Here is a 24,198-nt window from a genome sequence, read left to right on the forward strand (position 1 = left end):
GGCCCCGGTAACCTTTCGTTAGGCAACCCGGCGGCAAATGAATGTGAGACACGGGGAAACACGGGGCTCTTGATGCGCGGATCAATCTTTCTGCCTGTCGCCGCCATGATCGGCGCAGCGCTGCTGGCCTCGTCGGCCAACTCCTCGGAAGCCCCGAACAAAGTGCCGGTACCGGGCAGCAAACCGGCAATCTCCGACAAGGCCGGCCGCGTTTCGGGTAAGGACATTACCGGCGCGATCCCGGCGACGGTATCGCCCATCCAAGGCGACTTGAAGGTCGGTCTGGATGCACTTTCCGACAAGAACCCCGGCAAAGCGATCACCGTTCGAAACGGCATGCGCGAAGGCACGCTCGACCGTCATATTCTGACCTGGGCAATCGCCGTCTCGGGACAACGTGGCATTCCCTCCTACGAAATCGCAGACGCCCAGCGCGAACTGCAGGGATGGCCGGGCCTCAAATCGCTCCGCGCCCATTCAGAGCGCGCGCTCTATCGCGAAGACCCGCCAGCTGCCGATATACTTGCCGCTTTCGGACAGACGCAGCCCGAGACCACTGAAGGGACGATCATCCTTGCCCGCGCGCTGGTGGCCCAGGGGCAGAGTGCGACGGCAGCAACGCGGCTGCGCGCACTCTGGTTCAAGCAAGGGCTCGACAAGGATTTGGAAACGCAGATCCTCTCGGAGTTTTCTGGCCTTTTGACTGTTGCAGACCATCGGCAGCGGATGACGATGCTGCTTTATCGCAATCGCATCGAGCAGGCCGAACGCTTCAGCGATCTCGGCAAGGCGCAGTCGCTCTACCGCGCCTGGGCGGCCGTCAGCCGCGGCACTGCCGATGCTCCTGCCCTGATATCGTCGGTGGGTCCCTCTTGGCATAGTGACCCAGCCTACCTGTTCATCCGCGTCAAAAGCCTGCGCAAGCAGGACAAATATGCGGAGGCCGCCAAGCTGCTGGCCACGATGCCGAAAGACCAGGACGCGCTGGTCAATCCCGGTGAGTGGTGGACCGAACAACGGATCGTCAGCCGCGGCCTATTGGACAAGGGGGATTTCCGCGGCGCTTACCGGGTTGCCGCCAACCACAAGGCGAGCGAGGCGACCGATATCGTCGACGCGGAGTTTCACGCCGGCTGGTACGCGCTGCGCGGCATGGAAGATCCGGCCGCGGCATCGCGGCATTTCCGGCGGATCCTTGATGTTTCGAACCGGCCGCTTTCGGCGTCGCGGGCCTGGTACTGGCTTGGACGATCGGCGGAAGCGGGCGGACCGGGCAACGCCAAGGATTATTTCACCAACGCGGCCCGCTTTCCCGGCACCTTCTACGGCCAGCTTGCTGCAGCACGGCTCGGCCGCAAGGCACTCAATGTCACCTATCCGGCTCCGTCATCGGAGGATCGTGCCCGTTTCGAAAGCCGCGAGGCGGTTCGCGCGATCGCACGGCTCGACGCTGCCGGCCACGGCTGGCGCGCCGACAGCATCTATCGGGCGCTCGCGGAAGAACTGACGAGCCCCGGCGAGCTGGCGATCCTTTCGGCACGCGCCGAAAAAACCCGCAATCACCAGCTTTCCCTCCAGATCGGTAAGACCGCCTTTGGCCGTGGCATCGATGTTGCCGCACTCGCCTTCCCTGTCGGTGTCATCCCGCCGACGGCCAACATCGATGGCTCGGGCAAGGCGCTCGCCTATGCGATCGCGCGGCAGGAAAGCGCCTTCAACCCTGCGGCGGTGTCCACAGCCAACGCCCGGGGCCTGCTGCAACTCCTGCCCGGAACAGCCAAAGGCGTGGCGAGCCGCTACGGCCTTGCCTATTCCAAGGACCGCCTGACGAGCGATGCCGGATACAACGCCACTCTCGGCGCACACTATCTCGGTGAGCAGATCAACAGCTTCGGCGGCTCCTACATTCTCACCTTCATCGCCTACAACGCCGGTCCGCGTCGTGTCCCGGACTGGCTCAGCCGATATGGTGATCCCCGCGGCAAACCGATCGACGACGTCGTCGACTGGATCGAACGCATCCCGTTCCAGGAAACGCGGAACTACGTCCAGCGTGTGATGGAAAACTATCAGGTCTATAAAGTCAGGCTCGGTCAAAGCACCGACATAGTCGCAGACCTTAGAATGGGACGACAATTGCCTTAAAGCAATTCCGGGGATTTTCCGTCAGGAAATGCGTAAAACAAAGAGATAACGCGTTTCCACGGGGCCGTGCCAACGGGAAAAGCCAGGTTCAGATTGATTGCTCGTCGTGATCGTTGACGGACGGCGATGATCAAATAATCGTGATAGCCGGAGGCGGCACAAAGTACGATCTCAAGCATTTCCTTTCTTGAAGGTTCCATCTTTCCCGAAGGAAATGGTGAAGGCAATGAAGACGTTAACAGTTATCGCCCTGTCGGTGGTGACGGCAATGAGCAGCGTTCCACCTGCACAGGCATTTCCGGTCGCCCCGAGGATCGCGTCTCAAGCCACCGATGTCCAACCGGCGCAATTCCCGTACGAGCGCGGTGAAGCGCGGAAGAGCGGTAGCGGGTGTAGTTTCCCCTATTGCGGCCGTGGCTATCGGTACGACCGGCACGATTACGACCGCGACCGACACGGCTATTATCGCGATGGTTACCGCCGATACTATCGGGACCGCGATAATGATGTCGGCGCGTTCATCGGCGGACTTGCAGCCGGCGCAATCATTGGCGGCTTGTTGAGCCAGCCAAGATACTACAACGGTCCGAGAGTTGCCGGCGGCAGCCCACATACACGCTGGTGCTACGCGCGGTACCGGTCCTATCGAGCCTGGGACAACACGTACCAGCCCTACTATGGTTCGCGGCGGCAGTGCTATTCGCCCTACTGACAAACAGGATGAGGCGGCGGCCGCTCGCAACCACTCCGATGTTTCCGCTGCTCAGGTATCGGCGCGAAAACGTGGTTTCAATCCGTGATGCCTGTGACCGGCAATCTCGCGACGCCAAAAGGTAGCGCGAGCGACAAGCGTCGTTTGCCGGACCGCCTGCTTGCCGTTTCCGTTTCAACGGCTACGATCCGACCGGGTGCTGACATGGAGGGCGAGCATGGGGCAAGGCGCGTTTCGGGAACATCGCTTCCACGGGGTTGGCGGATTGCAACTCTACGCGCGGGCATACGGACCTGAGCCTCGGTTAGGGGCGGCAACGCCGGTCATCTGCCTGCCAGGACTTACGCGCAACAGCCGAGATTTTCACGAGCTTGCCACCTTTCTCGCATCTTCGTCGGGAGGCGGACATCCCGTCATCTCATTGGACTACCGTGGCCGCGGGAATTCGGAACGCGACGACGATAAGAGCCGCTATACGGTTGCAATTGAAACGTCCGACGTCATCACCGCTTGCGCGTATTTCGCTATTGAAAAGGCAATTTTTATCGGCACCTCACGTGGGGGGCTGATCCTGCATCTGCTCGCGCAGCAGATGCCTTCCTTGATCGCTGCGGTGATACTGAACGATATCGGCCCGGTGATCGAACGCGAAGGATTGCTGGCAATCCGAGACTATCTCAACAACAGCGACAAGCCTCGGAGCTGGGAGGATGCGCCGGCCCACCTCAAGACCTTGCACGGTGCCGAGTTCACGGCCCTTGGCGAAGCAGACTGGCGCGAGATGGCAACCGCCATCTACCGCGATGAAAACGGATATCCGGTCCCCGATTTCGACCAAGCGATAGCCAAGCAGTTGTTATCACTCGACGGTGACACCACCCTGCCCGATCTCTGGCAACCGTTCCAGGCGCTCTGCCAATACCCTCTGCTGCTGATCCGCGGGGAGAACTCGAGATTGCTGACAGAAAAGACAGTCGCCGAAATGCATCGCCGGCATTGTACAATGGCGTCGGCCATAGCAGCGGATCAAGGGCACGCGCCATTGCTGCATATCGGCGGTCTCAGAAGCGACATCGCCGTATTTTTGCAGACTGCGGCGAACGGCCTTTAAACAGCGAGCTGTGGACTTCATCGCGAAGAAGCCGGTTCGGTCTCAATCTTCCTGCGCCAAAACGGAAAAAGCCCGGCTCGAAAGCCGGGCTTCTCTAAGCTGACCGAGGTCAGATCAGATTAGAAGTCGCGCTGCAGGCGGACGAAGCCGAAAACCTGATCGTCGCCGTTGTCTTCATCTTCGTACTGAACCGAGACGCGGGTCGCGAGGCCTTCTACGATCTTGTAGTCAACCGTTACGCCTGCGCGCCATGCATCGTCGTTGCCGAAGCTGGTGAGCGTGTCCTGCAGGCCACCGAAGTACTGGAAGCCGGGGGTGATGGCGAGCTTGTCGGTGGCGTTGTAGCGGTACGAAGTAGCAACGCTCCACTCGGATTGAGTCCAGTAAGTGTTCGGGTTCGAAGCCCAGACACCAGCAAGCTGGAAGACACCCGGACCGAGGTCAGCCGAGAGCAAGCCGCGGATCGCGCCTTCTTCCCACTCGGTGTCGTAGCCGCCGAGCAGGTCGAAGGATACGCCGCCGAGCGAAGCCGAAACGATGCCGGAGATGCCAACGCCGTTTGCCTTGGTGGACCAGCCTTCGAGCTCGTCAACCGAGAGACCAGCCTGGAACGAACCACCGTCATAGAGGTAGGCGACCGAGTTGAATTCGGTGACGTTGCCGAGCGAATCGGTTTCGCCGTTGATGCCCTTATCCCACCAGTTGTAGAAGAAACCAGCCTTGAGGCCGCCGAGCTGGATGTAGGCTTCATCGATGTCGATGAAGTCGCTGTCGCCAGAGTCGGTGTCGTTATCAGCGTTTGCTTCGAGAGCGAAGAAGCCTGTGAGCGTACCGTACTCGGTGTCGCTCTTGGCGTCGAACGAGATATAAGCGCGCGAGAAGGCATCCCAGTCCGAAGTGGACTGATCGTCTACGCCGTTATCGTCGAAGTCAAAGTCTTCTTGGTTGTAACGGCTGGTAGAAGCATCACGACCGAACGAGCCCTGAACGCGGAGGAAGCCGCCGATCTTGAGGCAGGTTTCCGTGCCCGGGATGTAGAAGTAGCCAGTGCCGAAAGCGTCGCAAACGCGAACGTATTCCATGGGCTCCGGCTCGGCTGCGACGATTGCGTCGGCTGCCTGTGCGCCGGATACTGCTGCGAGAGCTGCAGCGGAGCCGAGAAGAAGGCTCTTGATGTTCATTTCTGACCTCCAGTCAAAAGTTTCAAACGGGTCTGGGTATTTTGCTGAAGGACAGCGTTCCCTGCCCCATCCCCAACGTTCAAGAAGTCGGACGATCAACCGCCCTTGCTTCCGGATTTGAAAATACAAGACGCGGTCATCGGCGCAACGTCCAACTGGCGAGATCACGTGCTTTGCGTCGCCCTTCGCCGAACCCTGTTGCTGAAACGACACAAAATCGCCGCATGCGGCCCGAGAAAATTAATAAAGGATTAAGAAAAGCCTTTATTCCTGAGGGCTTAGCATAAGAGCCAAGGGTGCAGCCTGTTTCAGAAAGAGGCAGAAAGCGGCCCAAAATGCGGGGAAAAGCCGATCCGGCCAGCCAATTTCCTGGGAAGAGCAAGATGCGGCGCCGCCACATTTCACGGAATCGACATTGCCCACTGCCGCTCCGACCACCGGAATCATCAGAATCAATTCGCGAGATTCGCAGTTGATCGTTGGCGGCGTCTGATTCTGTGTGGAGAAGATTGCTGACCGAAGCCAAGGAGGTTCATCGACATTGGCGCCGATGGCGCCGGGAATGCATTGGCTCACAGCTGGGCCGATGTCATCTGGATTGAGGAGCGGCACATCGGCCGACTGACATACGATGAGTGGGAAAAATCAACCATCAGAAGGTGATGGCGGAGAAGAAGGGATTCGAACCCTCGATACCCTTCCGGGTATACTCCCTTAGCAGGGGAGCGCCTTCGACCACTCGGCCACCTCTCCGTTGAGGTCTCACTATGGCGACGGGCCTTTGATTGCAAGGCTTATTTGCAGGAAATCGACAAACAGCTGGTTTTTTTCAACAACGGCGGCGTGACGTGAACAGACGCGAACATCAGGCCGGTTTGCGCCGCGCCTCGCAAAAAACTCGCAAAATTTGTTCACGTATCGTTCTTGTTGTGGCCGCCGCCTATATATAAGGAGTGGCGTTAGGCGTAGGCGGACGCCGTTTCACGACATGCGGCTTATTGAAACCTCGATCGAGGAAGAAAGCGCATGTCCGACAATAGCTACCTAGAATCATCAATCTGCATTCGCCTCGCGACCATCCATCAGCCCACGAAAAAAGGCTTTGCCGGAACGGGGCAATCGCGACGGCGGGAGAAATCGAGCGCCGCCGCGATCGCCAAGTCCATCGTGGCCGGGGTGCGCGTCAATCATCGCATTGAGCGTGCTGGTGTTTCCATCGACGATGCTGAGCTCATCAAGCTCTTGGCGACTGCGCTATGGAATGTGCCGGAAGGACTAGCGACGGACATGGTCGGTATCGACGCCAACAAGAGAGAAGCTGCGCGGGAAGCAATTGCGCGAACCTTGTTCGTCGCTCTGACCGACAACTACACGTGCACCTTTTTCCAGCCGGAACATCATGGCATGAAGGAATCGCTTGCGAACGTGCCAGGCTCCGCTTTCTATTCGCGCCGAAGCTGAGCAACGATGCAGAGATCGAGGACGTCAGCGTGTCCGCCAGCTCGCGCAGACCCGTGAACGATGGATGTCGGAGCTTTCCGTCCTCCGTCCATGCGCGATATGCCGCCGCGCAAACACCGCGCCCTTTCGCTTTAGCGACACTGCCGGCTGATCGGTCCTGATCTGATCGAGCAGCTTGACCGTTTCCTGATTGCTCCAGCCGCCCCGCAGCCATCGACGTAAACTAGCCCTCGCCTTTGCGTGCTGCCAGCAGCAGACGACCGATTGCGCCAGGGATGGTCAATAATGTTGTCCAACAGAAGCCTGAGGCTCGATGGCCGCCCACGCCCATCATCTGCGTTTTCAGACAATCGTTGCCAACCAGATACAGACGCCTTGCGCAATTTGCGTTAGGCGGCGGGGAACAATGCAGTGTTGCAGGGGGCATATCGTGCACTATAGAGCTGAGGTTGATGGCCTGCGCGCATTGGCGGTCATCCCGGTGGTCTTGTTCCACGCGGGCATCGCTTCCTTTTCTGGCGGCTTCATAGGAGTAGACATCTTTTTTGTGATCAGCGGCTACCTGATCACCGCGAAGATCTATTCCGATCTCGAACGCGGGACGTTCGATCTCTGGGACTTCTACGAACGCCGAGCACGCCGAATTTTGCCGCTGTTGATCGTGGTTCTCGCGGTGTCGATACCGGTCTTCCACCTTATTCTTGTTCCCAGCGATTATTCCCGCTTCGTCAGAAGTGCCATCTCGTCACTGCAACTGACATCGGACATCTTTTTCCGGCAGTCCGGGGGGTACTTTGATGCCGTTGATCATCCCAGACCTCTGCTCCATACGTGGAGCTTGTCGATCGAAGAAAAATACTACATCGCGTTTCCCCTGATTTTCGCGCTGGTCTTTCGGAAGCATCGCAGCCAGCTTGCTCGCACAATGCTGGCGGCCGCGGCCATTTTCTTCGCAGTCTCTATTTTCTTCACCGTCACGAAGCCGACGGGCGCCTACTACATGTTCTTCGCCCGCATCTGGGAGATACTGGCGGGCGCGGCTATTGTCGTTGTCGGGGCTGACGCTCGTTTTTCGGCGTCCTGCAGGATGCTGAAGGAACTCGCCGGGTGGATGTCCATCGCTGCGATATCGGTGGCGTTTTGGGCTTACGACGAGCACCTTGTTTATCCTGGCATGTACGCGCTGGTGCCGGTTCTAGGAACCTGTGCGCTAATAGTTTCGGCGACGCCAGGCACATCGCTCCACGCACTATTCACCTGGCGTCCATTGGTGTTCATAGGGATGTTGAGCTACAGCATCTACATGTGGCACCAGCCTGTCATCGTGGCTGCCGAAGAGCGCGGCTTGTTCGATGGATGGGCCCAAATCGCTGTGCTTCTAGTGATTCTGGCCCTTTCAGTCGCGTCGTGGGCATTCGTTGAACAACCCTTCCGCCGAAAGTCATCGGTTGGAAGGAAGCCGTTTTTTGTCGCAAGCGTTTTCTCGCTGGTCGCTGTAGTTTCGGCGGCGAAGTACACAGGATCGCTTTCAGAAGAACGCGTCGCAGGACTGATGCCGCGCGAAACGACCGAACTTCAGATGGGCGATAAATGTTTTCTTTTGGACGCGAAAAACTCGGTATTCTCTGAGACCTGTAGGCTCACAACCGACACCCGGCCGCGTGTCCTGCTCGTTGGGGACTCTCACTCAGCAAGCATCTTTCCGGCATTGAAATCGTATGCCGATAAGGCAGGTTTCGAACTAAAACTAATGTCTGCAGCATATTGCTTGCCGCTCGCGACAGCGTTTCCGGAGAATCGATCCGAGACAGCGACACCTAGATGCGCGGAGATCAATAGGCAGATCATCACAGAAATTGAGGCCAAGAAACCTGATTTGGTGGTGCTGGCGGCTTACATGTTCCAGTGGTCGGCGAAGGCTGGCGTTGCACAAGTAGATGAGCGCTGGACGTACGAGGGCTACTATCACGATTTCCTCATGTCACTCGCCGATCTTGCACGGTCTACACCGGTCCTAGTCATCGGACAGTTGCCAATTTGGAAGAAGTCGCTTCCTGATCTGGTTGCACTCGATGCGGGTGTCCGAAACATACCACTCTCAGATCTAACTCAGTACGATAGCGCCGGTCTCGCTTCCGGGTTGCTCCCCTTCGACGCCACTTACCGGCGCGATGTCACCAATGGTGGAGCGCGATATGTTTCCGTTATCGATGGCATCTGCAGATCCGGTAAGTGTCCTCGCTACACCAAGGCGAGCGATGGGAAGCTCGAGCTAACCACATTCGACTACGGCCACCTTTCGGAAGCAGGCGGTGACCTGACTGTATCGGCGGTGATAGCGCCAGCAATACAAGAAACCTTCAACGTTAAACTCACCGCCTCCGAAGACTAGAATTTTGGGCCGTGCATCGAAAGCGCCAGCGAACACATTTGCCCCAACCCAATGTCGCGTTACTCGGCCCCTTCTGCAGGGGCCGTTTCTTTTGGGTAGAACGAGATCGCGTCAATCAGTTACAGGCGTCACCTCGGTCGGGAATATCTCAGTTATCGATTTTGCCGCGGGCAGCTTCTCATTGAATATTTCAATGATTTCAGATTCTCGCCGTCCGTACCAAGGCGCCATAATTGAAATGAATGGGCGAGCCTCGCCCTTGTGGTAAGGTTCAAATTCACCACCGCTCTTTCGCTTCTTGCGGTAGAAGAATTCGCGATAGCGGCGTGGTGTGATGCCAAAAAATGGAACAAACTCAACAGCAGGGTACGTGGAATATTTGCCGCGGGAGGTGCCCTCAATGCTTACAGCGTCAGAATGAAGATCCGATGTTAGGCTCTTGGGATAAGGCTCTAGGAAAACGAGCTTCCGCAGCCCACTCGCGACAATGTGTTTTGAACACATATGGCAGGGAAAAGTCGTGCAATACAAAGTCCCCCCCGCCACACTTATCCCCAATCTAGCGGCATCGCTTAGCGCTGACATCTCTGCATGCACTATTCTGCCGTACTCAAGCGCATCCATGAACTGACTGGCGTCTAGCTGCTTTTTCGTATCGGGCTTGAGCTCGAATTCTTTCCCTAAAACGATCTCAAGCACCTCATTCAACAGCTCCGTTTTTCGAGCGTCGTTACTGTCGCTTCCTAATTTGAACTCGCGGGCATCGAATGGATCGTCACACCAGTATGTACCGCCACCGGCTTTTGGAACTTCGTTTGCACCTAAGCTGGCGACTTCCCCGCTCGCACGAAAAATCGCGGCTCCAACCTGACGGGATAGGTCTAGACTTCGAAGCGCTGCAGAGTGAGCGAGGTACATGCCGTATTCTAGGCGGTTGGGCGAATACCCATTGTTCTGAAAGAGAAGCTCCACAAATCTCTCAACCTGCAGAGGCACGTTGTTCAGGTCATCAAAGATATCAGCATTGATGACTACGTCGGCAAGCTGGAATATTTTCCCGACTTTTTGACCGTGCTGAACTGCTAGCTCGTCCTCGTCGATAACGACGAGTTTCTCCGCCCTATCCCTGTAGGAGTTCTTGTCTCGTTTTTTTTCATCGCGTGCCATGACTTGCGATAAGTGATCGACCCGAATGTCCCGCGCGGAGTAAATAGACAGCTGCAGGAAGCAGGCACCGTAAACTTCGCGGAGCAGCTCAAGCTCATCCTCGGTCTTCAACTGGTCGACAATATATGCCTTCTGGGAAAATTGCTGATCGCCAGATTGACGGAAAAACGCAATCTCAGAAATGGCTAGCGCAGCCAGAAAAGCGTTTCCAAACGTTTTCCTAAGATAGTCACCGAAGCTGATGTATGTGCTCACTCGATCGAAACGAGAAGCAGATCTAAGGCCGGAATATTGGAGCCGTCGAGCGAGTTCCTGGAACCGATCTGAAATCTTTATATGGCAGACATCGTAGCCTTTTGCAGTCAGCTGGCCTTTCAGCTCTGCAATGGTTGCAGCAATATTTGTGCCCACCGGTGACACAATCCCAAAGACAATTTCTGGATATTTAATTTCAGTACGCGGAAACGAGTGGGTGGTCATATCGTTATCGTTTTGTTAATGATTGGAGCGTGAGATACGGACTCACGATGGCACCAAAAATCAGGGAAGACAATGCAACCGAAGCCGGAGAAACAAGCTTCCGCCCAAGAAGTTCGTCAGGATAAGTCGTTGCTAGATCAGCTTGGCACGCTCGCGAAGCAGAACAAAGCAGCTTATGAGAACGCTTTGGATGATTTTCGCAGTTCCTATGCGCTTCAGCATACGATCAGTTTTTCGGATAAATGAGTAAGGTCCGTCTGAGATACCAAAGAACCCCGCTTCGGCGGGGTTTTTAGTTTGTGCAATTAATTGCAAGAATTGTCTGGCGACTCATATTCTTCCGAGAAGCGCGAACCCGACGCGCCGGATCGCCTCGGCGAAGCTCACACCGAGTGCCGTTGCAGCAATGCCGGTCACCCCGAGCGCACCGATACCCATCAATTTCCAGCGCCTCACTTCCTCTGTCACTGGCTTCATTTCGACGACATCCGCAACGACGGCGGCAGTGGACGATTCGAGAAGACCGACCCGGCCCACAAGCTCGTCCATGCGGCGGTGAACAGTCGCACGACTTTCGGTCGCCCTGTCCTCCGCGCGGTCGGCGCCCTCCTCGATTCGGCGCATTGTGTCCTGCAAGGCGCGCATTCCTGCTGCCAATTCGCCTAGCTGGCGATGGACCGCCGCCGCTGTTTCAATAGCTGCCATTATTGCCCCTCCCCGTGCCTCAGGCATTCCGCATTCGTCCAGACGCCGCCGGCGCAAAGGCCGACGACTGTCCGGTCTATTTTCCGCTGATCTGCCTGCGTCGCCCCTCGCGCGCCGACCAGGTCAGTGCCGACCACCCTCCGGAGCCCGTCGACACTTGCCGGCGCCGAACTTCCACACGCCGCCCCGAGCGATACATAGGTCATAACTAGAGCGAGCATCGCCCGCGGAATGTGCCGCCGCATTGTTCTGCCTTTCGATTGCGTTGGTTACCGAGCGGGCGCCGCCCGCCCGAAGTTCGAGGACGGTCCAGGTGACGGCGGCGAGCACGAGCGCGCCGCCGAGGATCTTCGGCCAGGCGATCATGCTGGATCGAGCCGATTGCGGATGAAGAGGAAGGCGCCGATGGCGAAGGCGACGACGAGGATCGCGGCCAGCGCCCACTGCAGCGGACCATTGCCGGTGAACGCGAAGGCGACCGTCGAGAGGATGCCCGCCGCCCAACTGACGTTTTCCTTCGTCACGACTTCCGGCGCCTTCGGTGTGGCCGGCTGCGTGTTGGTGGAAACGAACTCGCCCTGCGCCCAAAGGCCTGCCTCGGCCGATCGACGGTTGACGAGGCCCTTGATGCGCCTGCCGCCGGCATTGACCCACTTCATCAGTTCGGCCGGCACGGCGTCATAGTCGCCGGCGTTCAACTTTTTCAGCAGGGTCGACGAGTGTAGCTTGCCGGTGTTGAAATCAAAGGAGACAAGCACCGCGTGCTGGTTGTCCGTCAGCGGCACTTTGACCAGGCGCGAGACCCGCTCTTCGAACGTGGCAAGATCCGCCAGCAGGATCGGTTCGGCCTCTGCCTCGGTGATGACCATGTTCGGCTTTACGGTCGGCGCGCCTGCAGCACTGGTGTGGCCATAGCCGACGGTCCAGATGCCGCCGACATCCCTGTAGGCCTTCGTCTTAAAGCCTTCCCACTGCTTGACGAGCGCAAGCCCCGCCGCGTTGATGCGTCGATTCATAATTGTCACCTAATTGTTTGATTGGAATTAGAGATTGACCGCAGCGAGCCACATGGCGTCGATCTGGGTATCATTCAGGCCGAGCGCGGCGCCAACGGTCGCGATCAGCGGGTGCATGCGATTGAAGGTCGTCGCATATTCCCATTCGATTTTGGCGGTCTCTTTCGCTGTACCATCGGGCATGGTGTCGATCGCCTGTGTCACCTGTGCTGGCGCGTATCCGCCGGCGACCAGGCCGAGGCGGAATTGCCTTGCCGTGAGCGACGGCATGTGCTTACGAATTTCTTCGGGGGTTGGTGGGGTGTAAGGCCCGATAGGAAAGCTGGGGTTATCAGCCAACCACTGCCGAATGGTCGGGTTCAGTCCAAAATCGTCGTCCGGCCGTGAGTAGTATTCACAGTCATACCTGTCGCCGTGCATATCAGTGATGTTGCAAGTCACCATGTAAACACCCTGCTCGGGTGTCGCGGTGACGCTGTGAATTTCATTGAGTGCAAGTGTCATCATGCTGTCCTCTGCATCAAGGCGTAGTTTCCACTTTCTGTGCCCCGTGTACGCCATGTGCCAGCCAAAGCAGCGCCACTAGCATAGTTCAGATATTGCCAGTTTGATCCACTATCGATCCATACACCCTGTGCGACGTTACGCGCACCCGCAGCGGCGTTCGACCACGCCAACACAAGATGCCCGATCGGGAAGTTGGTCTCCGCCGCGTTGCTGCCGGTGTAGACCTGCGCGAATGCGCTGGCGTGATAACCATCAACCGTATCGGCGTTGCCCGCGCCAGTTGCGTAGTTCACGTTGAAGTTGGATGGGTTGTAGACGTACATATTGACGCCGTCGTTCCCGCCCCAGAGCCAAGACGGCTGACCGCCTTGACCGGACCAGTTCATGTTGAGATCACCCCCGCCAACCCGACGCGGATACGCCCGCCCATCGGTAGTGATCTTGCTGTTGAGAACGTTACTGAGATAGTTCCCAGCCCAAGGCATGTAGACGTTGCCGTCACCTTGGTAGATGGCGCCGCCAGTGATGGTTAGATTGCCGCCGATACCGAGACCGGCCGCCGGCATGCTGTAATTGGCACCGTCGTAGTGTAGATACCGCGAGCCCCCTCCAAGGAAAATGACGCCCGTCCCGTTCCCACGGCTGGCGGTGACGTCTCCTGTTGTCAATCCTGTGCTTGCAATCGGGCCAGCGACATCAAGCAAGCCATCGCTTTCTCTGAAAGTCACCGCCCTGACGAACGCCCCGGAGGAATTGTAGAGATTGAGCCTTAGGGAGTTGTCGGTCACCTCGTTGTAGAGGAGCGCTCTATTTGTGCCGGCGGCGTTTCTAAACCAGATGTGCTTGTTGGAGTTATTATTGAAGACCAATTCTTGTCCTGAAGTCACGTAGCTTCCAGAAAGCTCAATTCTAGTCCCGACAACGGTCCCCGTGAACGTCTTCGCCGTCTGCGTCGTTGGCAAGCGAGCGTCCGCGATCGTACCTGTTGTCAGGTTGGTCGCGTTGTTCGCTCCGAGCGTCGCACGTGCCGCTGCCGCGTCCACGTCATCCAGCAGCGTTCGAGCAAATGGCGTCAGTGCGGTTGTGGCGTACACGTCCAACGCGGTCGTGTAGATAATCTGGTCAGCGACGGTCACCAGACCGGCGATCGACTGCAGGCCAGCGTCGTAAGCCTGGACATTGGTACCGACTTCGACGCCGAGCGCGGTTCGGGCGCCACTCGCCGACGTCGCACCGGTACCACCTGCCGTGACAGGACGGGCCGCATTGGCATCGGCCGCCAGATCGTCGATCAGTGTGTTGTAAGGCACGCTCTGGATTGTCGTATTCGGCACGCCTTTCGTGCCGGCCGGAGGGGTGTAGACACCGCCAGTTCTGGGCATGGGCATTTCTCCATAGAAAAAGGCCCGGGCGATGAGCCCAGGCCTTGAAGATTTCCGATGATGGAAGTGGATTAGGAGGCGCGAGAAAGCGCCCGCTCTATGTCCTTGTCACTCGCATGATTGATTGTTTGGATGAACTCACGATACCGAGCTCGGCTTTCGCGAATGATCAGATCCCGATCAGCCTGTTCCGGACGTTGAGCAGCGGTGGTCTTAGCAGTCTCACCATCCTTTGCAGGCCGTGTTGCTGTAGTCTGCCAACTCATTGCACTCTCCCAAGTCTGCTACGAATGCTTTGCTGCTTGGCGCAGCGTAAACCTTGAATTGATGTCTGAGTTGAAGAAATGCTTCCGTTTAACCCAGACCAAACCCTCGTGCTTGGTGATGATGGCCACATCCACCGGGCCGCCGACTGTGGCCGACGGCTTCGTCACCTTCTCTTTCAACGATTGAAGAGTGATTAAGGTTTCCGCCAACTCGGCCATTTCGTCTACCGGCAACACGCTCAAGACACTTCGGAGCGGCAAAGAATGCTCTTTCCACGCTTTGTCAAGCACCGCATCTCCGATATTACTCGTCGCAGCTTGCATCAGGCCTTCTAGATCGTCAATTGCGTCAATTTTTCCGCCGCTTTTGTCGGCCACTTGGTGAGCAAATTCCGCGAGGTTCTCCGTCACTGTTACCATCAATTGACCATACATCGGAACACTGAGGCCGAGATTGAACGTGTCGGTCATCTCAGTTTGTGCGAAAGCTGACAGCCATGCTGGGTTGTCATGATCCAGGCGCTTGTCCGTTTTGCGGAGATGCAGGTGCTTCCCTCCGACTACTCCGCAAGACACATACTCGACCATCGACGGGAATATCTCATGGTCACCAAATCCCGTTATGACCAGCCCAGTCGTACCCAGATTATCCTCTGGATGCTTCAAAATCTGCAAGAACGCGGTTTCCACTGCATGGGCCAAGTCTGATGGGGGCTCACACTGCATATATTCAGCGAACTCAGCGATCGTCTGAAGAATCGCTTCGCGATAATCGGCGACAATCTTGTCGACCAATTCTTGCTTCAAGCAGGGCGCTAACGGCACATCAACTAGTTCTGCGCGCTGCGCTTCGATCAGCGCATCAAGCCGCTCGCGTTGCAGGCCGTCTTCATCGTCAGATTTCGAAGCTGCCATCCAACCGAAAATTTGGGCGCGAACGGGCCGGAGCAATTGGTCGGCTTGCACGCTCTCCGGAAAAAACCGCGGGTTGTCATCCAGGAACGAAAACAATTCCTCGGCATACTCTTCCACCGTGTTGAACGGCTTTTTGTCGAGATGCGTGCGGAAGCATTTCACGACGGTTTCCCACGGCACCTGAAGGATGTCGGCTGAATCGAAAATCATCAGGCCAACCGGATGATGGTCGGAAAGCTGGAAAATCTTATTGGCGCCCTTAAAGTACCGCTCTTCCTTCTTTCCATCGACCCAGCGCGAAACCGTAGTCGCTGAATCCGCTGCCAGCACCACGGCCAAGCGGTTCATCATGCACACTTCAGCCGTCATTTGCTCCCCCTTGCAATTACAAGATGAGAGCATGATTCGCCTCGAACGCCCAGACCGCCCGCTATCCGGGAGCTTGCATGTTCACCGAGATTTCGCTTTCATGCACGCATTCAACGAGGGGTGGTTTCGGTGGAACTCGACGAAGAGATTGAGCGCGGCGTTCGGCGGTTCATGGCCGAATATGGCGTCAGCCGCGAGGAGGCAATCAAGCGCATCCTTCGCGACTGGCTGATCGGCAACCGCTATCTGGCTTTTGTCGACGAGGATTGAGCAAAACCCGTTCTCGTGTATGTTGCTGCGATGCAGATTGATCACGACCCAGACGAGCCGAAGATTGACCGCGGGCCGGGCCCTTGGCGCTGGGTGTTTCCGATACTTGCAGTCGGCTGGGCGGGCTATCTGCACGCCTTCACCTTCGATTGGACGTCGATAGCCCTAGGCGCGGGAACCGGCGCAGTTATTATGGCATGGGCGATCGAGATCACTGGCAACAAGGTGCCTGAATCATGGCGCACCAAACCGCCCGGCTCCGGCCGCCTCTGAACTGATCATCGAAGCGATCAAGCGGGCTCGCATCTGGTCGGCCCGCGACAACCGGCTGAGACCGCCGCTCAGTAGCTGCCGCGCAACTTCCGGCCTCGTCTCCATCAGAACCTGAGAAACCTGCTCGATGACGCGCGGTGGCATGCCTTGCGCTTCGCCGAGCAACCGGCGTCCGCCTTCCATGATCGCCCCTGGGACATCGCCACGAAACAGCTTTGACATAAGGCCCGGGTCAAATTTCGACATCTCTGCCGCGTCCGCGAGGTTGTCGGCCGTTCGCGACCCCCCGAGTGCCTGATTGGCGGTTTCGAACATGCGCTGTTCCCGCATGATTCGAGCGGCGAGCTGATCTGCGCGCCCAGGCCCAGCGAAGGCCGGAAACTCCGCGCCTGTCTTTGGCGTGACCAAGCCGCGCGCCTTGTTCGTGGTCGGCGACATCGAGGCGTTTTCGACCCGGGCGATCAGCGGGTCGACATAGCCCGCCCGGAATCCTGATTGTTCTTCACCGGACATGCGATTGAAGGCCGGCACCGTATCATCGGCGCGCATGCGGCCAGACGCGGCGTTGCGGCCGGCATCGACTGCGTCGATAGCGCGGCTCTGCTGACGGAAGGTGTCGTTCGCCGCCCGGTACCCGGAGGACGAGTTCTCAAGCGCTTGGTCGAGCGCATTGTAAACGCCGCGCATGTCGTTTGCGACCTGCGGGTTCCGCTGCATCTGTTGGAACAGATCCGACTTGATGTTTAGGACCCGGTCAAAATCGACGAGCTGCTCGCCATCACGCTGCAGCTGGTCTCGAAGAGCCTGCAGACGCGGCCCGAGCGGCCCAACGCTTAGCGCGGTGTCTCCGAGAATCGGGTCGCGGCCGAGCAGGTTGTCGATTTCGTCGATCGCACCGTTGAGGTTGACAGCCCCCGCACCCTCTCTGGCCGCCGTATAGTTGGTGTTTCCTGTGGCAGTCCGCTGCGCAGTGAGTAATGCTGCCCGCTGCGCGGCGGTATCCGGTGCATCGAAGCCGTGGGCGAGGAAGTTCGACAGTCGATCGCCTTGCCCCGCTTGGCGCGCCTGCAGGGTCTCAACGACGGCCTGTCGTTCGTTGTTCGGCGTGCGCGCGACCGTCGACAGCATGCGCTGACCTGAGTTGCCCATGGCGTCCGCAACAGCATACATGCCCTGATCGTCAGCCTGCGAGCGGCCGAGCGCCGCGGCGATATCATCGACCGTCATGCCCGATCTACGCACGCCTTCGCCGATGGCTCGCTCGGCATATCGCTCTGGGAAAACACGCGCCATGAGCGGCGCCGCGAAGGGGGAAGCGACGCGCGAAACACCAGCAACGGCGGCCGGCGTCAGAGCACCGAGCGCAAGGCCCGTCGCAAGCCCGGTAACACCCGACTTTACCCGACCCTCTGCGCCCTCACCGCTTCCAACGCCATGCAGGCCGCCCAGTACAGCGCCCTCGCCCGCAGAGGCAAGCGATACCCGGCCAAGCCCCGCCCCGCTATTGATCGCGTTCGCCGTCGGCGAGAGGCCACCCCGCATAAGCCTTGACCCCATCCAGAGGGCACCCGTAAGGTTGCCGGCAAGGTTTGCGCCAGGATTTTCCGCCGCAACAGCTTTGTCCTCGCCCCGAACCTCTTTCAGCGCCTCATTATAGGTGACGTCCGACTGCCACGGCAGCAGTTTGCCGCCGAGCCAGCGAGCGCCGGCTCCGACTTCATCCGCGAAACCAAACGAGGCCGTGTTCGCGATACCACGGCCGTAGGCATCGACGGCCCCGGTGACGCCACCGTAAGCCGGTGAAGACGCCGATTGTGTCAACTCAGAAAGAGCCTGCCGCCCGTCAATCGACTGCTGGCTCTCCGGCGTGTTGTTCGCTTCAGCTTCGCGACGACGACGCGCGCGTGCAATGGCAAGCGCTTTCTGCTGTTCTGGTGTCATTGGAAGAGTTTCCTTTCTTCCGGCGTCATGTATTTCCAGTCTTCCGGATCGACACCAGCGGGCGCCTGGTCTGAGGATCTTGCGGCCGCATTGGGGCTTGGTCGCTGGACGTCAGGCTGCCCCGCGCCCTTGCCGATCTGCGTGCCAAGAGCCTGAATATCGCGCTCCTTCTGCTGGATGAAGGCACGCAGCAGAGCGGATTTCTCGGTCGGAGATTTATCGGCGTCACCAAGGGTTCGCGCCAGGCGAAGTCCTTCTTCGTTCGTGAACTGAGCTCCGAACGTGTCGCGAAGCAGGGGTAGGATCTGGTTGTCCACGATGGCGGTGTATTCAGCCCGGGCCACCGCTGCATCCCGCGGTTCCATGCCAAGTTGCCCGATACCGTAGTCAAGGGCACGGCCCGCCATCGTGTAGGTCGCGCCCTCGGCAAGCTGAGAAAGCCGATCTACGACGCTATAAAGTCCCGGCATCTTGCTCGTGATGCTGTCGTACTCGGCTTGCTTCTCCGCCTGTACCTTGCCTTCCCCCGAGCCGATCGCCTTGTCCCTCTCGGCCTCACGATTTTGCTTCGGCGTCCGAGAGATCACATTCCCGGCCTGGTCCATCAGGATGGTTTCGGTTCCAGTATCAACGGTCCTCGTCGGGGGCGCAAAACTCTGCCCCTCACCGAGTTTGATAGGGCGGAACGTGCCCTTGTTTCCGATCTGGCCGTAGGCGATGGAGCCGTCTTCGTTCTGCACGGCGACCGGGTTACCAAAGAAGTTCTCTCCGCCCGTTTCGGCCTCGCGGTTCAACTTCTCGATCTGAGCGCGCCGGTAATCCAGGTCCATCTGATAGTTTGGGTCGCTCTGCTTCAAGCGCTGCTCGTAATCCTGCCGCTGGCGCCACTGCCGCTCCTCAAGCATCATCTGGGCCGTGGCCTTCTGCTCCGGCGACGAAAACGGATGCGTCAGGATCTGATAGAGCGTTGCCGGGTCTGGCCCCTCATCAAGCGGGGGCTGCGCCTGGGCCACTTGCACCGGCCCGGGTTGAGCTTCGGGCTGATTGGCCTGCTCTTGGCCGGGGAAACGAGCGGCATACTCCGGCGTCCGTTCGTAGGCGGCCACTTCGTCGGAGAGAGATTGCGGCGCGAATGGGGATGCCGAGGCGATGGCACCGCTACCGGCGCCGGCCATCGTCTGCGAGTTGACTGGCTGCAGCGAGCCGCCCTGCCCCATCGCGGTAACAGCTCCGGCGGCCGTGTTCGGCATGCCGATCGACGGATCGAGGCTCGCGACCTCGCGCGGCTGCTGCTGCCCCTGAAAACTCGGCAGGTAGGCGTTCGCCGACGCCATGCGGTTCGCAGCCTCGCCGCCGGGGCGATTATAGCCGGCGAACTTCCAGGCATTATTCATTAACTGCTGGGCTTCCTCGACGGACTTCGCGTTGTTCAAGGCGGTGATGAGGGCCGGGTTTTCCTGAAGGAAGAATTCGGCCTGAGTCGTCGGGCTGATCGCGCCTTGCTTTTCGCCCTTCTTCCCAGCGAAGGAATAGAGGTTGTTGAGGCGATCATCGCGCCACGACATGATGCCGCCGGCAGTGCCCGCCTTGCCGCTTTCGCTCGGGTCACTCCATGCACGGTTGGCGTTCTGGGGCGAAAACCGGCTTTCAGCGTTGGCGGTCGAGGCCACAGCGGCGAGGCCATAAGGGTTTGTAACCCCGCCGCGCACCGTGTCCATGAAGGGTGAATAGACGTCACCACTGGTCGTGACAGGACCAGCCGCAACCGAACCGCCACCACTGCCAGACGACGGGGGCGACCCCATGATCTTGCTCGCCAGTTGACCGCGCAAACCGCTGCTGAACAGCGAATCAGCGCTCGCGCGCCCTTCCCTCTCCGCCTTATCGGCGCGGCGGTTCATAAAGCCGGCGGTGATCCCGGCGCCGAGTGCCGTCAGGCCCTCGCCTACCGTCTTAGGTGCGCCTTGCGCGCCCATGATCGCCATGGCGAGCTCGCGCTTGCGCTTCAACGTTTCAGGGGTCTCGCCGGTATTGCCACCGAACAGGTATCCGACCATCAGAAAAGACCTCCATTGCGGTTGCCGGTGAGGAAATTGGCGAGACCAGTGCCGAGAGACAGTTTCGCGCCGCCGGGGGCCGCCGGGAAAGCGGCGTTCCGATTGGTAAGCCCTGCCGCGATGCCGGCGCCGAGCATGCCCGCGCCGCCGCCGATCGTCTGAGGCAGTGGCTGGCCGAGGATTTGAGCCCGAAGACGCGCCGCAAGCTGTTCGCGCTGGTCGCCGCCCGCCTGGGCGCCCTGATAGCCGGTGTATCCGTTCATTTCTTCCTCCCGGCCAGAAACAAGGCGCCGTAGTTGACCTGCCTCATGCCATCAGAGCGGCGAGAGACGGCATCAGGACGCTTTTTCTCAACGTCCTGGGCCATGACGCCGATATGGCGCTTCCCGTCGTCGTGCTTGCCTCGATAGGCGTACTCGTAGAGGCCGTGTCCCTTGAGTTCCCCGACCTTCTTAACGTCCTTTTTCGCGCGTTTGTCCGACAGGCTGGCGAGTTGGCCGCCGAAGCCGAGCAAGCCGCCAATTAGACCGCCCGATTGCGCCTGCTTCTGTTGGTATGCGCCCAACCGGTTCTGGTAGTCCTGATTGACCAAGCCGGCATAATCGACGGTCGGGATACTCTGCCCCTGCGTCGGCACGAAATTAGGATTGCTGACCTGCGCACCAGAAAGCAGGCTCGAAATCTCGTTGATCGGCTGGTTTCGCAGCGCGTACTGCTCATTGAGATACTGCGACCGCGCCTGGTCCTGGGCCGCAAGCTGGGCCTGCTGCGCATTGAATGTCTGGTCTTTGAGCGCGTTGTTCGCCGCTGTCTGGGTCTGGTTGTTCTGGTGCATCTGCTGGTTGGCGGAGTTCCCGAACGTCGCCGAGGCCAGGCCCTGATCGAACTTCTGCTGCTGCGCGGTGTTGTTCGCCTGCAGCTGTGCCTGGTTCTGGCCAAACTGCTGCTGCTGCGCGGCATTTGAGAACTGACCGCTCGACAGCATCTGATTGTAGGCCTGCTGCTGGGCGTTGTTCCGGAAACCAGCCTGATCACGAGCGAGGCCGGCGAGACGAGATTGCTCCTGTCCTGCATTCAGGATCGCACCGAACCGGGCGTCATTCTCCTGCCGCGTCGCCGCATCTATCGCGCGATTATAGGCCTCCGACCCGGGCTGCAGGCCCTGGTTTGCCAACTGCGTTTCAAGCGCGGATCGGCTCTGGGCAAGCTGCGGGTTCATCCGCTCCATCAGCGCGTTTTCATAGCGTGAGGTGTCGGCGCTGTAGTCGTACGTCTTGGTGATGTCTCCCGCGTTCCCCAATGACGTCTGGATCTTTCCGGCGTCAGCAATCGTGCTCTGCACGTTACCGGCATTGCCGAGGCTGGTTTGCAGGTTCGGTCCCGGTCCGTACTGCGAATATTGCGGCAGTCCGATTTTGGACGGGTCACCGGCTGCCGGCGCGCCGTCCAGATTGAACGGCTTGCCCAGCAGATCCTGCAACCGTCCCGACTGCGAGTTCGCGAGCTTCGACAGATTGAGCTCTGCGGCATCATTTTCCGTTTTGATGGCCTGCTGCCCTGGGGAAAGTGTCTGTGTCGCCGTCCATGTCGGCAGATCGTAGACGGCTCCGCTCATCGGGTCGGTCCACTTGTTGGTGCCGGTCTGCGAATAGGTCAGGCTGCCGTCGGGCGTCACCTGGTTGACGTTGCCAAGATAGCCATTGGCAATTGCCGTGCCGATGTTCGTTGACGTCTGAGCCGCCGCCGTTTCGCGCGGATCGGGAGCCTTCGGTGCTTTGCTTTTGCCCATAGTTTACCTCCGATTGACGGGATGCGCCCGCCAGTCGTCATCTGTCAGAGTGAACAGGATTTCCGCCTCGTCGCGACCGCGCAGGCGAGGAATGCGATAGGACTTGAAGCCGAAGCGCTCGGCGATTGCGATCATGCAGGTATTGCGCTCGGAGACCCGCAAAACGACCATCTGGCAACCGATCTGATCGAAGGGATAGCCGAACATGGCTTTGAGCATCGGCCGAGTCAGCCAGCGCCGGCAGATTGAAGCCGACGAAAGCTCGATGACGCCGGCCTCGGGCGCGTAATTGTGGAACACGACACCGGCCACCAGGCGCTCATCATCGATGAGCCCCAGCGTCGTGAAATTCTCCCAACCGCGTTCACAGCCCGGAATTTGACTGGCGACGAACGAAGCGACGGCTTGGTTGATCTCGGGAGCGTGCTCCCCTCCCCAGACCAACGTCATGCACTCGCCTCGCCGACAGAGACTTGCAGGGTGGCAAGATCGACCTCCACATCAAGCCTAACCGGGCCACCGGAGGTGATGACGCAGCCGACGGCGAGCATGTCGCCGCTCGCCCTGACGTTCTGGCGGAAATCATACCTGTTCTGGTCGGACACGCCGTCCCAGAGGGCAACGTCCCAGAGACCGGCGTCCCATTCCGACGAGGTCGTATCGCCCGACGTTACACCGCTGAAAGTGGGCGCGGTCCGGTCATAATCTGCCTTGGCGAACAGCAGCACTTTCGGTTTCGTCTTCGCCCGGAAATACATGTGCGCCATCGTTCCCGTAGCGCGTTGCCCAAACTGGCCTGCAGGCGCGAATTGCGACAGGTAGGTCGCACCGAAGGTCATGCCATCGTCGGTACCGGTGATGTCGCCCTGCCAGCAATAACCGTCGAGCGCTCCGAAGAAGAGGCCGCCTTGCAGCGTCGCATAGCAGAGCGCTCGCCAGTTGCTGATCGTCGACCACCGGCCGGTGAGCACGTTCAAAACGAAGGTCGTATCGGCAACGACGGAGTTTTCGGGAAAGGTCACGAAAACGAGGTTCTGCTCTGGCCACTGAGTCAGCGTCCAGCCGCCGCCGGTGGCGTTTGCTGCCTTGCGCCAATCGTCTTCGATCGGCCGGGAAACCGAGACGAGGCTCAATGCCTGCCTGTCACGTTGGAACACCTGCGAAATCGGCGTGAGGCCGTCGCTCGTGGCGACGAGGATATCGCCCCCTGCCCTGATCCATGCGTTCTTTCCGAGCGGCTTGCCGATCTGATAGACGCCCTTCAGCCCGAAGTTGTTCGCGTCGCTCGGATCAGATCCCGCATAAACCGCGACCTCCCCCTCGGTAGAGACGAACACGCACATGTCGGAGAGGCCGTCGCCGCTTTCGAGTGACCAGGAAAATCCGGTCATTAACGAACCGCCCTTCTTCATGACGCCGCCGAGCGGGAAGACAGCGGACGCGCCGCCCATCGCATTGACCGGCAAATAGTAGGCGTCGAGCGTTGCGTTCTTCAGAAAGAACTGACGGTTCTTAAAGAGCCAACCGTAGTTAAGCTGCGACATCGTCGTCGAATCGGGAAACGTGATCGCTGGCGAGCTCCAGGTCGTGCCGTTGAACAGCCGGCGATCATCGGCACCGTTCAAACAGACGAGGTTGGAAACACCAGCGTTCGTATGCTGGAACGCGCACCAATTGCCACCCGAAAGCCCGCTGACCGATGCGGCCGTCGTTGCCGGGGGCACCGCGGGCGACGTCATGTCGTAAATACCCGTCGCCGTCGCCATAAACAGCTTTTCGGTCGCGCCGTATTTGTACTTGAAAGCGCTTACCAGATCGCCGCCACCGGCCGCCAGGCCGCGCTTCGTCGATCCGCCGCGGATCCTGCAGCCCTTGATCGTCGGGAAGAAATTGCGCAGCACCGTTGCCGAGCCCGGTTGTTGAGAAGCCATGTCCATCGTGGTCACAAGCCCATTTTTCGGGGCTGGAAACGTCAGTGGCTGCGATATCGTGGCGGTCTGTTCGCCCGACGGTCGGCCGCGATTGCTTTGCCCGATCCGCCCGGGCTGAACGGTCATCT

Annotated in this window: 23 protein-coding genes and 1 tRNA gene; 7 read left to right on the forward strand and 17 right to left on the reverse strand. The window is 59.1% G+C overall.

From position 1 onward, the window contains the following. Positions 1-72: 72 nt before the first annotated feature. From BC360_RS11340 to BC360_RS11345, 3 genes are all read left to right on the forward strand, one after another. Positions 73-2,145, forward strand: coding sequence for a lytic transglycosylase domain-containing protein (locus BC360_RS11340; protein WP_065795232.1), 2,073 nt, complete (start codon positions 73-75; stop codon positions 2,143-2,145). Between the two features lie 226 nt (positions 2,146-2,371). Then, entirely contained in the window at positions 2,372-2,857 is a 486-nt protein-coding gene (locus tag BC360_RS30695) for a BA14K family protein (RefSeq protein WP_083222512.1), read from the forward strand. 217 nt (positions 2,858-3,074) lie between these two features. Further along, positions 3,075-3,968: an alpha/beta fold hydrolase gene (locus BC360_RS11345; protein WP_065795233.1), complete on the forward strand. Its 894-nt coding sequence runs from the start codon at positions 3,075-3,077 to the stop codon at positions 3,966-3,968. A gap of 119 nt (positions 3,969-4,087) precedes the next feature. Here BC360_RS11345 and BC360_RS11350 read toward each other — a convergent pair whose 3' ends face one another. The 3 genes from BC360_RS11350 to BC360_RS11355 all read right to left on the reverse strand — a co-directional run bounded on the left by BC360_RS11350 (position 4,088) and on the right by BC360_RS11355 (position 5,902). Next, positions 4,088-5,149, reverse strand: coding sequence for a porin (locus tag BC360_RS11350; protein ID WP_065795234.1), 1,062 nt, complete (start codon positions 5,147-5,149; stop codon positions 4,088-4,090). Between the two features lie 136 nt (positions 5,150-5,285). Continuing rightward, positions 5,286-5,675: a hypothetical protein gene (locus BC360_RS32515; protein WP_208858172.1), complete on the reverse strand. Its 390-nt coding sequence runs from the start codon at positions 5,673-5,675 to the stop codon at positions 5,286-5,288. 137 nt (positions 5,676-5,812) lie between these two features. After that, positions 5,813-5,902, reverse strand: a tRNA-Ser gene (locus BC360_RS11355). Between the two features lie 273 nt (positions 5,903-6,175). On the opposite strand from BC360_RS11355, the gene BC360_RS32355 reads away from it, so the two are divergent. Then, positions 6,176-6,610 (forward strand): hypothetical protein, encoded by a 435-nt coding sequence (locus tag BC360_RS32355; protein WP_065795235.1) that lies wholly within the window; start codon positions 6,176-6,178, stop codon positions 6,608-6,610. 430 nt (positions 6,611-7,040) lie between these two features. Then, positions 7,041-9,002, forward strand: coding sequence for an acyltransferase family protein (locus BC360_RS11365; protein ID WP_161491373.1), 1,962 nt, complete (start codon positions 7,041-7,043; stop codon positions 9,000-9,002). A gap of 111 nt (positions 9,003-9,113) precedes the next feature. On the opposite strand, the gene BC360_RS11370 is transcribed toward BC360_RS11365, so the two are convergent. After that, positions 9,114-10,649 carry an anti-phage dCTP deaminase gene (locus tag BC360_RS11370; RefSeq protein WP_065795237.1) on the reverse strand — a complete coding sequence of 512 codons (1,536 nt, stop codon included), beginning with the start codon at positions 10,647-10,649 and terminating at the stop codon, positions 9,114-9,116. Positions 10,650-10,721: 72 nt separating this feature from the next. Between BC360_RS11370 and BC360_RS32135 the strand changes: the two genes are divergently transcribed. Then, the gene (locus tag BC360_RS32135) at positions 10,722-10,895 is read left to right on the forward strand and encodes a hypothetical protein (RefSeq protein ID WP_161491374.1); all 174 of its coding nucleotides are present in this window, start codon (positions 10,722-10,724) and stop codon (positions 10,893-10,895) included. Positions 10,896-10,979: 84 nt separating this feature from the next. Here BC360_RS32135 and BC360_RS11375 read toward each other — a convergent pair whose 3' ends face one another. The 7 genes from BC360_RS11375 to BC360_RS11400 all read right to left on the reverse strand — a co-directional run bounded on the left by BC360_RS11375 (position 10,980) and on the right by BC360_RS11400 (position 15,809). Further along, a complete protein-coding gene (locus BC360_RS11375; protein ID WP_065795238.1) occupies positions 10,980-11,381 on the reverse strand; it encodes a DUF1515 family protein in 402 nt (133 codons plus the stop codon). Next, complete coding sequence (locus BC360_RS32700; RefSeq protein ID WP_244512709.1) at positions 11,354-11,575, reverse strand: hypothetical protein; 222 nt, start codon at positions 11,573-11,575, stop codon at positions 11,354-11,356. Before BC360_RS32700 ends, BC360_RS11375 begins: the two co-directional genes overlap by 28 nt. Then, complete coding sequence (locus BC360_RS30705; protein ID WP_208858173.1) at positions 11,478-11,720, reverse strand: hypothetical protein; 243 nt, start codon at positions 11,718-11,720, stop codon at positions 11,478-11,480. The genes BC360_RS32700 and BC360_RS30705 overlap by 98 nt, the downstream gene beginning before the upstream one ends. Then, on the reverse strand, positions 11,717-12,370 hold the full coding sequence (locus BC360_RS11385; protein WP_065795240.1) for a lysozyme: 654 nt from the start codon (positions 12,368-12,370) through the stop codon (positions 11,717-11,719). Before BC360_RS11385 ends, BC360_RS30705 begins: the two co-directional genes overlap by 4 nt. A gap of 27 nt (positions 12,371-12,397) precedes the next feature. Further along, on the reverse strand, positions 12,398-12,877 hold the full coding sequence (locus BC360_RS11390; RefSeq protein ID WP_083222514.1) for a hypothetical protein: 480 nt from the start codon (positions 12,875-12,877) through the stop codon (positions 12,398-12,400). Beyond that, positions 12,874-14,259, reverse strand: coding sequence for a hypothetical protein (locus BC360_RS32705; protein WP_244512710.1), 1,386 nt, complete (start codon positions 14,257-14,259; stop codon positions 12,874-12,876). The genes BC360_RS11390 and BC360_RS32705 overlap by 4 nt, the downstream gene beginning before the upstream one ends. 284 nt (positions 14,260-14,543) lie before the next feature. Further along, entirely contained in the window at positions 14,544-15,809 is a 1,266-nt protein-coding gene (locus BC360_RS11400; protein WP_139109995.1) for a hypothetical protein, read from the reverse strand. Between the two features lie 129 nt (positions 15,810-15,938). On the opposite strand from BC360_RS11400, the gene BC360_RS31475 reads away from it, so the two are divergent. After that, complete coding sequence (locus BC360_RS31475; RefSeq protein WP_139109996.1) at positions 15,939-16,079, forward strand: hypothetical protein; 141 nt, start codon at positions 15,939-15,941, stop codon at positions 16,077-16,079. Positions 16,080-16,313: 234 nt separating this feature from the next. Here the strand turns inward: BC360_RS31475 and BC360_RS11410 are convergent, their stop codons facing one another. The 6 genes from BC360_RS11410 to BC360_RS11435 are packed head-to-tail and all read right to left on the reverse strand — an operon-like array spanning position 16,314 to position 24,196. Next, the gene (locus BC360_RS11410) at positions 16,314-18,293 is read right to left on the reverse strand and encodes a hypothetical protein (RefSeq protein ID WP_083222515.1); all 1,980 of its coding nucleotides are present in this window, start codon (positions 18,291-18,293) and stop codon (positions 16,314-16,316) included. Then, positions 18,290-20,350, reverse strand: coding sequence for a phage tail tip lysozyme (locus tag BC360_RS11415; RefSeq protein ID WP_065795243.1), 2,061 nt, complete (start codon positions 20,348-20,350; stop codon positions 18,290-18,292). Before BC360_RS11415 ends, BC360_RS11410 begins: the two co-directional genes overlap by 4 nt. Beyond that, positions 20,350-20,613 (reverse strand): hypothetical protein, encoded by a 264-nt coding sequence (locus BC360_RS11420; protein ID WP_065795244.1) that lies wholly within the window; start codon positions 20,611-20,613, stop codon positions 20,350-20,352. The genes BC360_RS11415 and BC360_RS11420 overlap by 1 nt, the downstream gene beginning before the upstream one ends. Further along, the gene (locus BC360_RS11425) at positions 20,610-22,139 is read right to left on the reverse strand and encodes a tail fiber domain-containing protein (protein WP_065795245.1); all 1,530 of its coding nucleotides are present in this window, start codon (positions 22,137-22,139) and stop codon (positions 20,610-20,612) included. The genes BC360_RS11420 and BC360_RS11425 overlap by 4 nt, the downstream gene beginning before the upstream one ends. A gap of 3 nt (positions 22,140-22,142) precedes the next feature. Then, the gene (locus BC360_RS11430) at positions 22,143-22,589 is read right to left on the reverse strand and encodes a GNAT family N-acetyltransferase (protein ID WP_065795246.1); all 447 of its coding nucleotides are present in this window, start codon (positions 22,587-22,589) and stop codon (positions 22,143-22,145) included. Beyond that, positions 22,586-24,196 carry a hypothetical protein gene (locus tag BC360_RS11435; protein WP_065795570.1) on the reverse strand — a complete coding sequence of 537 codons (1,611 nt, stop codon included), beginning with the start codon at positions 24,194-24,196 and terminating at the stop codon, positions 22,586-22,588. The genes BC360_RS11430 and BC360_RS11435 overlap by 4 nt, the downstream gene beginning before the upstream one ends. Between the last annotated feature and the right edge of the window lie 2 nt (positions 24,197-24,198).

Source organism: Ensifer sp. LC163 (assembly GCF_001695855.1).
GTDB lineage: Bacteria > Pseudomonadota > Alphaproteobacteria > Rhizobiales > Rhizobiaceae > Ensifer.

Bases quoted from the DNA above. Each gene is read 5' to 3' on its own strand.
- BC360_RS11340 (WP_065795232.1), top strand. From the start codon at position 73: ATGCGCGGATCAATCTTTCTGCCTGTCGCCGCCATGATCGGCGCAGCG.
- BC360_RS30695 (WP_083222512.1), top strand. From the start codon at position 2,372: ATGAAGACGTTAACAGTTATCGCCCTGTCGGTGGTGACGGCAATGAGC.
- BC360_RS11345 (WP_065795233.1), top strand. From the start codon at position 3,075: ATGGGGCAAGGCGCGTTTCGGGAACATCGCTTCCACGGGGTTGGCGGA.
- BC360_RS11350 (WP_065795234.1), bottom strand. From the start codon at position 5,149: ATGAACATCAAGAGCCTTCTTCTCGGCTCCGCTGCAGCTCTCGCAGCA.
- BC360_RS32355 (WP_065795235.1), top strand. From the start codon at position 6,176: ATGTCCGACAATAGCTACCTAGAATCATCAATCTGCATTCGCCTCGCG.
- BC360_RS11370 (WP_065795237.1), bottom strand. From the start codon at position 10,649: ATGACCACCCACTCGTTTCCGCGTACTGAAATTAAATATCCAGAAATT.
- BC360_RS32135 (WP_161491374.1), top strand. From the start codon at position 10,722: ATGCAACCGAAGCCGGAGAAACAAGCTTCCGCCCAAGAAGTTCGTCAG.
- BC360_RS11375 (WP_065795238.1), bottom strand. From the start codon at position 11,381: ATGCCTGAGGCACGGGGAGGGGCAATAATGGCAGCTATTGAAACAGCG.
- BC360_RS32700 (WP_244512709.1), bottom strand. From the start codon at position 11,575: ATGCTCGCTCTAGTTATGACCTATGTATCGCTCGGGGCGGCGTGTGGA.
- BC360_RS30705 (WP_208858173.1), bottom strand. From the start codon at position 11,720: ATGATCGCCTGGCCGAAGATCCTCGGCGGCGCGCTCGTGCTCGCCGCC.
- BC360_RS11385 (WP_065795240.1), bottom strand. From the start codon at position 12,370: ATGAATCGACGCATCAACGCGGCGGGGCTTGCGCTCGTCAAGCAGTGG.
- BC360_RS11390 (WP_083222514.1), bottom strand. From the start codon at position 12,877: ATGATGACACTTGCACTCAATGAAATTCACAGCGTCACCGCGACACCC.
- BC360_RS32705 (WP_244512710.1), bottom strand. From the start codon at position 14,259: ATGCCCAGAACTGGCGGTGTCTACACCCCTCCGGCCGGCACGAAAGGC.
- BC360_RS11400 (WP_139109995.1), bottom strand. From the start codon at position 15,809: ATGACGGCTGAAGTGTGCATGATGAACCGCTTGGCCGTGGTGCTGGCA.
- BC360_RS11410 (WP_083222515.1), bottom strand. From the start codon at position 18,293: ATGACACCAGAACAGCAGAAAGCGCTTGCCATTGCACGCGCGCGTCGT.
- BC360_RS11415 (WP_065795243.1), bottom strand. From the start codon at position 20,350: ATGGTCGGATACCTGTTCGGTGGCAATACCGGCGAGACCCCTGAAACG.
- BC360_RS11420 (WP_065795244.1), bottom strand. From the start codon at position 20,613: ATGAACGGATACACCGGCTATCAGGGCGCCCAGGCGGGCGGCGACCAG.
- BC360_RS11425 (WP_065795245.1), bottom strand. From the start codon at position 22,139: ATGGGCAAAAGCAAAGCACCGAAGGCTCCCGATCCGCGCGAAACGGCG.
- BC360_RS11430 (WP_065795246.1), bottom strand. From the start codon at position 22,589: ATGACGTTGGTCTGGGGAGGGGAGCACGCTCCCGAGATCAACCAAGCC.
- BC360_RS11435 (WP_065795570.1), bottom strand. From the start codon at position 24,196: ATGACCGTTCAGCCCGGGCGGATCGGGCAAAGCAATCGCGGCCGACCG.